Source organism: Paenibacillus tritici (assembly GCF_013204885.1).
Lineage (GTDB): Bacteria > Bacillota > Bacilli > Paenibacillales > Paenibacillaceae > Paenibacillus_AQ > Paenibacillus_AQ tritici.
Window position 1 is genome coordinate 1 of the sequence record NZ_JABMKX010000034.1, and the last position, 13945, is coordinate 13945.

The following is a 13945-nucleotide window of genomic DNA, read 5'->3' on the forward strand; positions in this document are numbered from 1 at the left end:
CACAGTTTCCCTTTTAAACTCTTCGTTATATCGCTGACGCTGTTCTCCCATGTGAACACCTCCGTTACTTCTATTATCGGTCCGTACGTTAACGGTTGTCCACAGTCTATTCTAGTCGCACCATGGACCTTTATTAACGATTATTCCACTCCTAAACGTTCCTTAGAGAGACGATAAGGTCCACTCTGTCCGTTACACCGCAAAACGTGGTGTTTTCCGGGGAATAGGGTCTCTCAGGTCTGTTAGGAGCAAACTCGGCCGGGCGGGCGTAGTTCCGTGGTTCGGAACCTCCGGGATTCAAGCCTATTCACAAAATTAAATCTGATACTCTACTATTCCTTACGTTTCCGCGAGAAAACACAAACAGCATCAGTCCCGGACTTGACTGCCGCCCGGGACTGACGCTGTTATTTATCCATATTATTAGCCAAACAATCAATATCCGCCTTCAAGCAAGGTGATTGCATTGCCGTCAGGATCACGGAAATTCATTTCTTTACCGCCATACTCCATGGTTGCGGGGGGCTGACAATCCAGCCCTTTCGCCTTCAGCTGCTCATAAGTCTCGTCCAGACTGCTGCAGGAGAACACCAGATTAACCGTTCCGGTCGTAAGGTTCTCCCACTTGGCTGCATTCCATATAATAATCCCGGGCTGGCTGGCGTCTATAGCAACCTTGGCCCCGCCAGATTCTCCGTAACCCTCGAAGGGTACAGGTATGCCCAGTACCTCCGAATAGAAGGCTACTAAGGCAGCCGGGTCCTTGCTGTACAGATTGATGCCGTCAAAAGATGTAATCATAACGTGATCCTTCCCTTCATTGCTTGTAATATGATCCGGCTGATGTCAGCCTGTCTACGCTTATTGTACTTCCGCCGGACACGCTTGTATTGCAAAAAAACGACATTCAGCCCCGGGCACGGTTCAGTGCATCCAGCGGTGTCCGGCCGGCAAATTTCTTGAAATTATTGATCAAATGCGATTGATGGCTGTATCCGTAGGTGAACACCATATCCTGCATCACGCCTTTGCCCTGCGGGGAACGGTACAGATCCAGCCAGACGTTCTGGAAGCGGATGAGGTCGGCTACTTTTTTGGGCGGGAGGCCGATATGCTGCCGGAACAGCCGTTCAAGCTGGCGGTTGCTGATACCGGAGGTGCTCTCCAGCGTCCCTGCCGTCACGTTCCCTCTTGAAGTAAGCAGTCTGTGGACCGCATTCATCATCCCGTCACTGCTGCGGTTGGCCATTTCCAGTCTCCGCAGAAGGAATAATTCAGCCGCAGCTATGCGCTCGGACATCGTGCGGGTGCCCGGCAGCCTGTCTCCCAGCTCCTGGCGAAAGGTACGGAAATATTGCTCCACCGGAGCATGAACATTCAGCACATCACTCAGCGGCTCGTCTGCAAAGAGATGAACCGCCCAGAAATGAAAACGGATGGCGAAACGTTGTTTGTGAATAGGCATTGCTGTGCGCTCTACTTCAAATGGAGTGTCATTGATGCCGCAAAAAATGCCGCCGGACTCCCCAGTCCGCTCATCCCATTCCCATATGATGTCCGTACAGCTATCGGGTATGATCGTTTCTGCCCCGGGACCGGCACCTTCTTCTCTACTAAGGCCTGTCCCCTTCTCCGGCTGTCTCCCGGGCGTTGCGGCAGATCCCCAGAAGCAGCGGATATACGGCTGAAGCAGCCTGCCCGGCAGATATTCGCCGCCCCCGGCCGGATTGGCGGTAATCGGATGATACAGCTCCGCAAGATTATACATCCCATTCAGCCTCCTTCACTTCCTGACATTGTTTCTGATATACACAATTCTATCATATACCCGTTGCTTCTTGGTTAAACTGGGAATAGTCACAAGCTTTGCAACCATTTTGTTTGTAGCTGCGGGCTTATATGTTGTACAATGAAGGCTAAATGACTTTTTGAAGGATGGATTAATAATGTATATAGCAAGTGATTGGAAGGACTATGAAGTGCTGGATACCGGAGGCGGGGAGAAGCTCGAACGCTGGGGCGATATCGTGCTGCGCCGTCCGGACCCGCAGATCATCTGGCCGCTGCCCAGCGAGAGCGCGAAATGGCGCGATGTGCACGGACATTATCACCGCAGCTCCGCCGGAGGCGGGCAATGGGAGATGAAGAAGACTATACCGGAAGACTGGAAAATCAGCTACGGCAAGCTGAAATTCCACCTCCGCCCCACGAACTTCAAGCATACCGGCCTGTTCCCGGAGCAGGCAGCCAACTGGCGCTGGATGATGGACAAGATCGCTGCGGCTAACCGTCCGATCTCCGTACTCAATCTGTTCGCGTACACCGGCGGAGCCACTGTTGCGGCAGCAAGTGCCGGAGCTTCCGTAGTGCATGTCGATGCTGCCAAGGGCATGGTTCAGTGGGCCAAGGAGAATGTCGCCTTATCGGGCCTTGCCGACAAGCCGGTCCGCTACATTACAGACGATGTATTCAAGTTCGTACAGCGCGAACAGCGCCGCGGCAGCAAATATGATGCGATTATCATGGACCCGCCTTCCTACGGAAGAGGACCGGGCGGCGAAATGTGGAAGCTGGAAGCCAGCCTGTATCCGTTCCTGGAGAGCTGCATGGAGATTATGAGCGACCGTCCGTTATTCATGCTGATTAACTCTTACACAACAGGTATCTCTCCTACCGTGCTGCGCAACATGCTGTCGATGACTATGGGCAAACGTTACGGCGGCAAGCTGAACTCCGGTGAGATCGGTCTGCCGATCACCGCCTCCGGCATGAATCTGCCTTGCGGGATTCTGGGCCGCTGGGAGGCGTAAGCCATGACGCCAGCGAATAACGGAGTTCCTGAAGAATCCGGCAGCGGACAATCCCGGTTCGACATTCTATATGAGGACAACCATCTGCTGGGCATCGTGAAGCCTGTGAATATTCCGGTTCAGGAGGATGCTACGGGCGATAAGGATCTTCTGACTCTGCTGAAGGAAGATGTGAAGGAACGTTATGCTAAGCCGGGCAATGTCTTCATGGGCCTGGTTCACCGGCTGGACCGGCCTGTAGGCGGTGCGATGATCTTCGCCAAGACGTCGAAGGCGGCTTCCCGGCTGTCCGAGAGCGTGCGTACCCATGCCTTTCATAAGGTATATCTGACCGTGGTGCACGGCCAGCCTCCTAAGACACAGGGCAGACTGGTGGATACGCTGCTGAAGGACCCCAAGAGCAACACGGTCAGTATTGTCCGCCGGGGAACACCGGGCGGCAAGGAAGCGATTCTGGATTATACCGTGATTGGCAGCGCGGAGGGTTATTCTCTGCTGAAGATTAATCTCCTGACCGGCCGCTCCCATCAGATCCGTGTCCAGCTCAGCGGGATCGGCTGCCCGCTGTACGGGGATCAGAAGTACGGCGCCGCCGTGAACCGTCCGGGACAGCAGATTGCGTTATGGTCGGCACTCACCCGGTTCCCGCATCCGGTAACCAAAGAGGACGTCGAGCTGATCTCCCTTCCTCCAGGGGCCTATCCCTGGAATCTATGGACTCCAACTATTCAAAAGCAGGCTATCCGGTAACGGACAGCCTGCTTTTTGTGATAATACTTGTTGGATAATATAAGGAGAATCCGCTGATTCACAGATGAAGTGTTATATGCTCATACGGACTGAACCGAAGCCGGCGCCTCCACTCCCGGTGCTACCGCCATCTTCCCCATAAGATAGAGCAGCAGCTGCTGGTTATGGGAGGAAATAGGGTCCAGTGCTTCCGCAAAAAAGTCACTGCGGACCTTCAGTCCGCGCAGGGTCTCCTGCTGGCCTGTCTCGGTGATGCTTACCCAGACGATTCTGCGGTCGGAGGCATCGCGTTCGCGGATAATCAGATTATGCTTCTCCATCCGGTCAAGCAGCATGGTCACGGCCGCCGGACTGGTCGCCAGATGAGGGGCCAAGTCAGAAGGCTTCATCGCGTCACGCTCCTGCAGCAATTCAAGTACGGTAAGCTGGGCATCAGTCAGTGTAGGGGCAAGGTTGCTGTCCATATGTAACTTATAGTCTTTTAAGATCTTATGCCAGATTTTACTGAATTCAGTGGAGTGCACACTCATTCCTTCCTTTCCTGCGGATCTCTATCCGGTATACTTACTTTTTCGCGAGATAACTTCCATTTCCTGCAAGAGTACAAAAATAAAATCAAATTTGTCCTTCCGCCTGCTGAAAAAATAAACGGCGTTCGCAGCTCTCCAGACCTGAGCAGCTACACGCCGTTTATTATTTGATCCTATATAATTCTGCCCCGGTTATTTAACCGACGGGTATAAGCTGATGATCTCGTCCTTCTTCTCAACGGATACAAGCTGCTTGCCTGTAGACCGGCGCTCAGCAATCGGTGCCGATTCAGAGGAGAAGGAATGCACAGCCCCGCTCTGGGTAATGACGGTAAGCTCCAGCGGTTCCTTGCAATAGAACGCACCTGCTAGCCTGCTGCCATTCGGGCGTACCCGCTTGCCTTCCTTGAATTCAAAGGTCGGCATCCCTTTGCCTCCGCGGCTCTGGGAAGGATAATCCACCATCAGGGAGCGTTTGGCATAACCTATATCGGAGACAGCGAGTATCTCGCCTTCATCCTCGCTGACCCAGAAGCAGGAGACCACTTCATCCCCTTCACGGAGCTGAATCCCCCTAACCCCTGTTGCCACCCGGCCCATCGGGTTCACTTCACTCTCATTGAAGCGGATGCTCATCCCCTCGCGGGTAATCAGCACGATGTCCTTGTCACCGCTGCTCAGAGCCACTGTAATGATCTCATCGCCATCGGCCACCTTACAGGCGGCAACGGCTCCGGAACGGCTTGTAGAGTACTCCTTGAGCTCGGTACGCTTCACCTGACCCTTACGGGTGATGAAGACCAGACTTGCCGACGGGTCCTCCAGATTGCCGACCGGCAGTACGCTGACGACTCCGTCCCCCTTCGCCAGGCCGATCACGTTCACGATCGCGGTCCCCGGCTCCTTCCATTTGAACTCCGGTATCTGATGAACCGGAAGCAGGAAGTACTGGCCCTTACGGGTGAATACCAGCAGGCTGTCCCGCGTATTCAGATCCAGCAGCTTCACGATATGGTCGCCGTCCTTGACGCCAGAGGAGTGGCGCTCCCCGCCCGAGCGGGTGAAGGAAGGCATACCGGTCCGCTTGATATAGCCGTCAGAGGACAACGCCACGAGCACATCCTCGGCATTCACCAGAACCTCCATGTTGACCTTAAGCTCCTCGACCTCTCCCTGGATGAGGGAACGGCGTTCAATCCCGTATTTGTCACGGATCTCCAGCAGCTCCTTGCGGATCACGGCAATCAGCTTCTTGTCACTGTCCAGAATCCCCTGCAGCACAGCGATCTTGGCATGCATCTCATCCAGCTCCTTCTGGAGGGAATGAATCTCCAGATTGGTTAACCGGTAGAGCTGCAAGGTCAGAATAGAATCGGCCTGGCGTTCGCTGAAGCCAAACATCCACACCAGGTTATTCTGGGCATCCTGGCGGTTCTTCGAAGCCTTGATGGCAGCGATAACTTCATCCAGAATGTTCAGCGCCTTGACCAGTCCTTCCAGGACATGGGCACGGTCCTCCGCCCGCTCCAGATCGAACTGGGTACGGTGTGTTACCACTTCACGCTGATGGGCAATGTATGCTTCTAGGATCGCTTTGAGTCCAAGCTGCTGCGGAGCCTTGTTGACAATGGCGACCATGTTGAAATTGTAGGTGATCTGCAGATCGGTTTTTTTGAGCAGGTAAGCCAGAATGCCGTTCGCATCCGCTTCCTTCTTCAGTTCCACCACAATCCGCAGTCCCTCGCGGCCACTCTCATCGCGCACTTCGGCAATGCCTTCAATCTTCTTCTCCAGACGGATGTTCTCCATGGAGGTCACAAGCCGTGACTTCACAATCTGAAAAGGCACCTCGGTGATCACAATTTGCTGCTTGCCGCCGCGCAGATTCTCAATCTCTGTCTTGGACCGCAGATAGATGCGGCCTTTACCGGTACGATAGGCATCCATGATGCCGTCTCCGCCCATAATCGTTCCGCCTGTAGGGAAATCCGGCCCCTTGATGAAGGTCATGATATCCTCCAGCTCGATATTCGGCTTCTGCATAACAGCGATACAGGCGTCAATGACCTCGCGCAGGTTATGCGGCGGAATCTCTGTAGCGAACCCGGCCGAGATTCCGCTAGTCCCGTTGACCAGCAGATTCGGATAACGGGAAGGAACCACCACCGGCTCCTTGGCGGTATTATCGAAGTTGTCCTTGAACAGAACGGTGCGCTTCTCAATATCACGCATCATCTCCAGGGCAATCGGCGACAGGCGTGCTTCTGTATAACGCATAGCTGCTGCCGGGTCATCATCCATCGAACCCCAGTTACCGTGTCCGTCCACCAGCACATGCCCCATCTTCCAAGGCTGGGCCATCCGCACCATTCCGTCGTAGATCGAGGAATCCCCGTGGGGGTGATAGTTACCCATGACATCACCCACGGTTTTGGCTGACTTGCGGTAGGGCTTATCCGGCGTATTGCCTGAATCGTACATGGCATACAAAATCCGGCGCTGCACAGGCTTCAGCCCGTCGCGAACGTCCGGGATCGCCCGGTCCTGAATGATATATTTGGAATACCGGCCAAACCGGTCACCTACGACCTCTTCCAGAAAAGCCGGCAAAAATTGCTCTGATAAACTACTCATTTCCTCTTCACCTTCTGTTCCTCAATCTGTCCGCGTTTGTAATGATTGATGACCCAGGACGCTTGGCGCCTGAGATATTCAATTCATATTGCCTCAAAACGAAATCGTAATCCGGGTAGAAGGAATGACCGTAACTGCGGTGACTTTGGACTTCCGGCCGCTGTTGTCTCCAGATTTCTTGATTGAAACCGCTGATCGCGGTAGAAATCCGGAGACAAAGGCGGTCGCTGGCGCTCCTCCAGTTCCAAAATCCCCTTCGTTACTTTCCCTTCTATTCGTTTAACAATTCATAGTTCAGCAACCCGTGAATATCCCATTTGCTTCGCGTAAGTGATCATCAAAAAATTATAAACAGCGGAAGTTATCGTCACTTCCCACTACTACTTACGATCTTTGTTACTCCACGATTTCTGTGAAATCGACGTTCTCTACAATCCAGCGCTTCCGTGGGTCCACCTTATCGCCCATCAGCGTAGAGACGCGGCGTTCCGCCTTGGCGGCATCCTCAATCTGCACCTGCAGGAGCGTACGCGATTCGGGATTCATCGTTGTCTCCCACAGCTGATCCGGGTTCATCTCTCCGAGTCCCTTGTAACGCTGCAGCTCGAAGTTCTTCCCGAATTCCTTCAGATAATTCTGCAATTCCTCATCGCTCCAGGCGTAGCGGACTGTCTCCAGCTTGCCCGATTTGCGCGTCAGCTTATACAGCGGCGGCTGGGCGATATAGACCTTGCCGGCGTCAATCAGCGGCTTCATGTAGCGGTAGAAGAAGGTCAGCAGCAGCACCTGAATATGCGCTCCGTCCGTATCGGCATCGGTCATAATGATGATTTTGGAATAATTGCTGTCCTCTACGGCAAAATCAGGCCCGATTCCCGCACCGATTGCCGAAATGATCGCCTTGTATTCGTCATTCTTCAGGATATCCAGCAGCTTGGCCTTCTCGGGATTCATCGGCTTGCCCTTCAGCGGCAGAATGGCCTGAATCTTGGAATCACGGCCCTGCTTCGCCGAACCTCCGGCCGAATCGCCCTCCACGATGAAGATCTCGGTACGTGTAACATCCTTGGACTGTGCAGGCGACAGCTTGCCGCCAAGGTTCGAGCTTTCACTGCGTTTCTTGCCGCTGCGGATCTCGTCACGGGCTTTGCGGGCCGCTTCACGGGCTTTGGAGGCCTGGATCGATTTCTTCAGCAGGCTCTGCGCGACCTGGGGATTCTCCTCCAGGAAGCGGGCCATTTTCTCGGAGACAATGAAGTCCACAGCGCTGCGGGCAGAAGCACTTCCCAGCTGATCCTTCGTCTGTCCGACGAATTCCACATCCGACATCTTGATGCTGATGACTGCCATCATGCCTTCGCGCAGATCATTGCCCTCCAGATTCTTATCCTTCTCCTTGAGCAGCTGTGTCCGGCGGGCATAATCGTTCAGCACACGGGTATACGCTGTCTTGAAGCCTGTCTCATGCGTTCCCCCGCTGCGTGTTGGGATGGAGTTCACAAAAGAAGCGATGGTCTCCGTATAACCCGCATTGTACTGGAGCGCGATCTCGACTTCAATCTCGTCCTTCTCGGAGCTGAAATGAATCACATCGTGCAATACATCCTTGCCCTCGTTAAGGAATTGCACGAACTGGCTGGCGCCGCCTTCATAGAAAAATTCATCCTGACGCCCGCTGCGCTCGTCGCTCAGATTGATTCTGAGCCCGGAATTCAGGAAGGCGATCTCCTGTACCCGTTCGGCAAGGGTATCATAGTTGAATGAAATGCCCGCAGCGAAGACGCGAACATCCGGCTTGAAGGTAATCTTCGAACCGGTCTTATTCGTATTCCCCAGTATCTCAAGACCGGTCACAGGCTCACCGACATGTTCTTTTCCGCTTTTGTCGACCCAGTATTCGAAGCGCTGACGGTGAATCTTGCCTTCGCGGTAAATCTCCACTTCCAGCCACTCGGACAACGCATTGGTTACGGAAGCCCCGACACCGTGCAGACCGCCCGATTTCTTGTAGCCGGAGCCGCCGAACTTGCCCCCTGCATGCAGAATGGTGAATACAACCTGCGGGGTGGGGACTCCTGTCTTGTGCATTCCGGTCGGTATGCCGCGTCCGTTGTCAATGACGGTCACCGATCCGTCCTTACGCAGTGTAATATCAATCTTCGAGCAAAACTTGGCCAAATGCTCATCTACGGCATTATCTACTATTTCCCATACTAAATGGTGCAGACCCGAGGAACTCGTACTGCCAATATACATGCCGGGCCGTTTGCGGACCGCAACCAGACCTTCGAGCACCTGAATGTCGTCAGCATCGTATCCAGTCCGGCCTGCTTCGCCGTTCTTAGAGACTTTTGCAAACATATCGATCTGTTCGAGCATTCATGCTCCTCCTTCACTTGTCTTCCTATCTCTCTAAAAATGCAAACAAACGTTTTCGTTCACTTTGTACATTCTAATTCAAAATATCCCGTTTCGTAAAGACGGCGAATGAAATGATTACGGCAGCCAGTCCCCAAATCCCCAGAACCGCCATCGAAAAGCCCAGTGTCATGCCCTCTATCGGCGCAGGAGTCCCGGCTAAATAAGTGGTAAGCTCCATGTTGACCATAAATAAATATTTGGCCGCCGTCCAGGCAGAAGCCATGTTGGTCAGAATGGTCCCGGCAATCAGCGCCGCCATCATCACCACAATACTCGCAGCCGTGCTGCGTACCAGCACCGACACCATGAAGGCCAGCAGGGCCACCACTATGCTGACGAACCAGATCAGTCCGCCCTGCATCAGCAGATACTTCCACTGCGCCACGGCATGAACTTTGGACATATCGACCGTATCACCGCTTATCTGGAAGCCCGTGAAGACCGGAACATTGAATCCTTTATATCCAAAAGCCAGCCCCGAGATCAGATAGCTGATCACGAATACCGACAGGACGATCAGCGATACGAACATCAGCAGGGCTGCCATTTTGCTGAACAGCACCTTCCAGCGTCTGACCGGACGGGTCAGCAGCATCTTGATCGTTCCTGTCGTCCTCTCGCCGGAGACCAGGTCGGAGGCAACCGCCATGATCAGCAGCGGAATGAACAGGGACACGGAATTATTGAGGAATTCCCGGGTGAACGTGACACCGCTAGGCTCGTTCGGGTTCACATCGTGGTCCAGATAATATTGCAGCTGCTGGAGAAACACCCGCCGGTAGGACTTCCATTCCTCGGGAATCCGGTCGCTGCCGAGCGAGTTCTGGTTATCGGTGATTTGCTGCTGGATCTCCAGCCTCCAGTCAGAGTTAAACTTGTCACGGCTGCGTTCTGCTATACGCATCTGGGCATAGGTAAACATTGGCACCAGCACCAGCAGAATCAGCAGGATGACATAGAAACGTTTCTTTTTTATAATCTTCAGACACTCATTTCGGATGAGCGGCAGCAGGTTAGTCAATAGATTCACCTTCCGTTAGCTTCAAGAATAGCTGTTCCAGTGTTGGGTTAATTTTATGCACAGCGCGGACTTCTACCTCTTGGGTAACCAGCACGGCTACGATCTCCGGGATCAAATCCTCTTCCATCACCGTAATCAGGGAATTCGCGCCCATGCCTGCGATGATCGAATCATCCAGGGTCACCTCGTCCAGACTTAGAAGCGCAATATCCGGCCGCATGGACAGCAGGTCTCTCGCCCGCTCCAGCGGCTCCAGCTCCCACAGGACATAAGGAGAATTGCGGGCAACCAGCTCGTCTACACCGCCTACGGCGAGTACACGGCCTTTGCTGATAATGGCGACCCGGTCGCACAGCAGCTGAATTTCACTCAGCAGATGACTGGACACAAATACAGCCAGCCCTTCGTCTGCCAGCTTACGGATGAATTCGCGCAGCTCCTTGATTCCCTTCGGGTCCAGTCCGTTGGTCGGCTCATCCAGGATCAGCAGCCGGGGGCGGCCCAGCAGGGCTTGAGCTATACCCAGCCGCTGGCGCATACCCAGTGAATAGGTGCTGACTTTATCGTGAATGCGCTGATCCAGCCGCACAATGTCCACCACTTCGGCAATTCGCTGCTCATCTACTCCAGGCTGCATACGGGCGAAATGCTGCAGGTTCTCCCAGCCAGTCAGATATGTATAGACCTCGGGATTCTCGACGATGGAGCCTACGTATTGCAGCGCTTTTTCGGGATTCTTGTTCACATTATAGCCGCACACCGTGATGGTGCCTGCGCTTGGACGGATCAGGTCAACTAACATGCGGATGGTCGTTGTTTTGCCCGCTCCGTTCGGGCCGAGAAAGCCGAAGATTTCCCCTTTTTTAACGTCAAACGTAACATCATCTATGATCCATTTGCGGCCGATTTTTTTGCGGACTCCCTGGGCGGAAAGAACTACCTCTCCCGGTTCATCATGTAATGGTCTCGCCATCCGTATCCAACTCCTTGCCACAGTCATTTCTGTTGTAAGCTATTTGGTGCGCTCTTCTGTCCCGGAATTAACGTACAGCTTGTACAATCCGCTCACTCATCCGCTGATAACCGTCCCCATTCGGGTGAAAATGATCATTGGAGAGATACTTGTCCAGATGCCGGTCGAACAGATCAAAGGTCGGAACGAGCGTCATATTGCTGTGCTTGTTAATCATATCCATGGCTGTATTGTTCCACGCTGTTACGGCCTGATTGCCTGGTGTAAGCAGCTCGGGGATATCTCCGAAGGGATTATATAGGCCAATGTAATATACCTGTGCCTGCGGATTTATCTTTGCTACCGTATCCAGAATACTGCCGAGCCGTTTGGCCGCTTCAGGCAGTGCGGAGAGCAGCGATTCAGGGGTCAAATCATTGGCGGATGCAGTTGGTACGGGCTTGGAGCCTTCAACCTTAGGAGTAGCGGGGGTCCCCATAATATTCGAACCCCGGAACAGATCATTGCCGCCAATGGAGATCAGAATTACATTCGCCTGACGCAGCGCGTATTGCACGCCTTCTTCCTTCAGCTTGCTCTCCAGGGCGGTTGTGGTCAGGCCGTTAATTCCCATGTTGCCCAGCAGCTCAGCTTTGCCTTCATTGGCCGATAATGCTGTAAGCGTGCGTCTTACGAATCCTTCCCCGGAATTGTCGCCGGTCCCTTTGGCCAGAGAGTCGCCAAGCGCCAGAATCTTGTATTCGTCGCTTGCAGCGGCCGTCGGTACAGCCGTCTCCTGAGGAAGGGAAGACAGGAGCTTCTCTCCCTTTGGGTTCAGGATGTCGCCTACCGCATACACAAATCCTGTGATCAAAAGTAAAGTTGCCAGGATGGACACCAGGCTCACGGCCCGCCATGTCCATTTGGAATCATTCAATGCTATCCCTCCATATGCCGTACTATTGTCCAATGTCCATCATTTACAAATTTCTTAACTATGTAGATAAACATAATTCTTCTTTGCTTAATTTGCAAATATAACGGGGGAATGTTTAGGTGGGGGGCGCGGCTGCGGTGATTTTGGACTTTCGGCCGCTGTTGTCTGCAGATTTCTTGATTTATACCGCATCAGCGGTGGAAATCTGCAGACAAAGGCGGTCGCTACCGCTCCTGCAGTTCCAAAACCCCCTCCGCCGCTTCCACCTAAACGGTGGGTAGCAGGAAGGGCTACACGATGGTGCTGCGCTGATCGTGCGGGGCTACGATACTGCATCATGCAAACTGCATAATGCGAAACTGCATCCACTTCCTAGAATGCTAGTGGAAAAATGTATCTTAGTTCGTGGAATTCAGAGCTGTGGAGGGAAGCAAGTGGATAAACAACAACTAATAATGTTAGTTTTCGCTACTTTGGGTGGAAAGACATAATATAAGTGTTGTTTTTCCATCTGCTGTGTAAATACGGTTCATTTGTCCAACAGCAGGTGGATAAAATCCAACTGTTTCCTCTCCCCTATTATCCACATTGGAAGACGATACTCATTCCCTGGCTGGTTAAACAAAAAAACGCCCCCCGGAAACCGGAGGACGAATGATGCATACGAATGATGCATAAGAGCTAAGTTAAGCTAAGTTAAGACACGTTGAGTTGGATATTATTTACCGATGAATTCCTGAACCCAGTAATTATTGTCGAAGCCTACACCGATGTAATTGAAATTCGCACTCAGAATGTTGGCCTTGTGGCCGGGGCTGTTCATCCAGGCAGTCATTACTTCCTGCGGAGTCTTCTGGCCCATAGCGATGTTCTCACCGGCTGCCTTATAAGTGATCCCGAACGCAGACATCATATCGAACGGTGATCCGTAGGTCGGAGAAGTGTGTGAAAAGTATTTATTCGAGCGCATATCTGCCGCTTTCGCTGCAGCCACTTTGTTCAGGCTGTCGAGCGCGGAGACAGGGGCCAGTCCAGCTGCAGCGCGTTCTTTGTTCACCAGGGCTACTACCTGCTGAGTGTAGCTCGATGCGTTGTTACTAACAGCAGCAACGGTTGTCGGAGCCGGGGCTGGGGTTGTAACGGGCTTCGCGGTTGCAGCGGGTACTGCTACCGGCTTAGCTGTAGCTACAGGTGCAGGGGTTGCAACAGGCTTAGCCGTTGCCACCGGCTGTGCTGCTGTCGGAGCCGCTGCAACAGGGGTTTTATAAATAATGGTTTTGGTGACCGTGAACGTATTGCCATCAAGTACAAATGTCTTTGCATTGTTCTGTGTGAAATATTCCATGAATTGTGCGAAATTCATATCTGATCCGGCTGCCGCAGGGGCACCGGCTGCTGCGTTGGCCTGTAATGGAAGAGAAATACTAAGTGCCATAACAGCTGCTACACTTCCACCTATCATTGCTCTCAAAGTCTTGCTTTTCATTCTGCCATCTCCTTAATTCATGTTGTATTCTATCGTGCGGCCGGGAGTGTCGATCATCAATTGTTACAAAGTTGTAATTTGTTCCTCAGTCATTGTAACACATAATTATCGGCTGTGCGCTTCTAAATTATGTCATTTTTCTCGACAACCAAAGCTTGTCCGCTCCCGGTGCAAATCAACAATATCCCATAAAGGCAAGCTGGAAATAGAAAGATGATTGATAGCTTAAAGATAGCTAAACCCTTAAATTGCAAGCGGAAACGGCTTTGCCGTCCTTTTGAAGGACGGTACCGTTTCAGCGAGAAATAGAAGGATAAGTTATCGTGTGCAACATATAACTTCTTTTATTTTAAAAAACCGTCCTCTACAGGACGGTCCTTAGTCCTACCTTATATATCGGTCCG

General features: G+C 52.7%; 11 protein-coding genes. 2 read left to right on the top strand and 9 right to left on the bottom strand.

Translation table 11 applies throughout. From position 1 onward, the window contains the following. Positions 1-435: 435 nt before the first annotated feature. Both HQN87_RS31640 and HQN87_RS31645 read right to left on the bottom strand, forming a co-directional pair. Positions 436-801, bottom strand: coding sequence for a VOC family protein (locus HQN87_RS31640; RefSeq protein WP_173141280.1), 366 nt, complete (start codon positions 799-801; stop codon positions 436-438). Positions 802-907: 106 nt separating this feature from the next. Continuing rightward, the gene (locus HQN87_RS31645) at positions 908-1768 is read right to left on the bottom strand and encodes a helix-turn-helix domain-containing protein (protein ID WP_173141282.1); all 861 of its coding nucleotides are present in this window, start codon (positions 1766-1768) and stop codon (positions 908-910) included. A 178-nt stretch (positions 1769-1946) separates the two neighbouring features. On the opposite strand from HQN87_RS31645, the gene HQN87_RS31650 reads away from it, so the two are divergent. Then, positions 1947-2810, top strand: a complete 864-nt coding sequence (locus HQN87_RS31650; protein ID WP_173141284.1) for a class I SAM-dependent methyltransferase — start codon at positions 1947-1949, stop codon at positions 2808-2810. A 3-nt stretch (positions 2811-2813) separates the two neighbouring features. Then, positions 2814-3560, top strand: coding sequence for an RluA family pseudouridine synthase (locus HQN87_RS31655; protein WP_173141286.1), 747 nt, complete (start codon positions 2814-2816; stop codon positions 3558-3560). 80 nt (positions 3561-3640) lie between these two features. Here the strand turns inward: HQN87_RS31655 and HQN87_RS31660 are convergent, their stop codons facing one another. The 7 genes from HQN87_RS31660 to HQN87_RS31690 form a co-directional block, all read right to left on the bottom strand. Then, complete coding sequence (locus tag HQN87_RS31660) at positions 3641-4084, bottom strand: MarR family winged helix-turn-helix transcriptional regulator (protein WP_173141320.1); 444 nt, start codon at positions 4082-4084, stop codon at positions 3641-3643. Positions 4085-4282: 198 nt separating this feature from the next. Beyond that, the gene (gyrA, locus tag HQN87_RS31665) at positions 4283-6724 is read right to left on the bottom strand and encodes a DNA gyrase subunit A (RefSeq protein WP_173141288.1); all 2442 of its coding nucleotides are present in this window, start codon (positions 6722-6724) and stop codon (positions 4283-4285) included. 396 nt (positions 6725-7120) lie between these two features. After that, positions 7121-9103, bottom strand: a complete 1983-nt coding sequence (parE, locus tag HQN87_RS31670) for a DNA topoisomerase IV subunit B (protein WP_173141290.1) — start codon at positions 9101-9103, stop codon at positions 7121-7123. A gap of 73 nt (positions 9104-9176) precedes the next feature. Continuing rightward, positions 9177-10166, bottom strand: coding sequence for an ABC transporter permease (locus HQN87_RS31675; protein WP_173141292.1), 990 nt, complete (start codon positions 10164-10166; stop codon positions 9177-9179). Further along, positions 10159-11139: an ABC transporter ATP-binding protein gene (locus tag HQN87_RS31680; RefSeq protein ID WP_211720176.1), complete on the bottom strand. Its 981-nt coding sequence runs from the start codon at positions 11137-11139 to the stop codon at positions 10159-10161. Before HQN87_RS31680 ends, HQN87_RS31675 begins: the two co-directional genes overlap by 8 nt. Positions 11140-11206: 67 nt before the next feature. Continuing rightward, entirely contained in the window at positions 11207-12055 is an 849-nt protein-coding gene (locus HQN87_RS31685) for a GDSL-type esterase/lipase family protein (RefSeq protein WP_173141296.1), read from the bottom strand. 718 nt (positions 12056-12773) lie between these two features. Next, positions 12774-13490: a CAP domain-containing protein gene (locus HQN87_RS31690; RefSeq protein WP_254075752.1), complete on the bottom strand. Its 717-nt coding sequence runs from the start codon at positions 13488-13490 to the stop codon at positions 12774-12776. Positions 13491-13945 lie beyond the last annotated feature (455 nt).

Excerpts from the sequence above, each read along its gene's own strand:
- HQN87_RS31640 (WP_173141280.1), bottom strand. The coding sequence starts at position 801 with ATGATTACATCTTTTGACGGCATCAATCTGTACAGCAAGGACCCGGCT.
- HQN87_RS31655 (WP_173141286.1), top strand. The coding sequence starts at position 2,814 with ATGACGCCAGCGAATAACGGAGTTCCTGAAGAATCCGGCAGCGGACAA.
- parE (WP_173141290.1), bottom strand. The coding sequence starts at position 9,103 with ATGCTCGAACAGATCGATATGTTTGCAAAAGTCTCTAAGAACGGCGAA.
- HQN87_RS31680 (WP_211720176.1), bottom strand. The coding sequence starts at position 11,139 with ATGGCGAGACCATTACATGATGAACCGGGAGAGGTAGTTCTTTCCGCC.
- HQN87_RS31650 (WP_173141284.1), top strand. The coding sequence starts at position 1,947 with ATGTATATAGCAAGTGATTGGAAGGACTATGAAGTGCTGGATACCGGA.
- HQN87_RS31690 (WP_254075752.1), bottom strand. The coding sequence starts at position 13,490 with ATGGCACTTAGTATTTCTCTTCCATTACAGGCCAACGCAGCAGCCGGT.
- HQN87_RS31645 (WP_173141282.1), bottom strand. The coding sequence starts at position 1,768 with ATGTATAATCTTGCGGAGCTGTATCATCCGATTACCGCCAATCCGGCC.
- gyrA (WP_173141288.1), bottom strand. The coding sequence starts at position 6,724 with ATGAGTAGTTTATCAGAGCAATTTTTGCCGGCTTTTCTGGAAGAGGTC.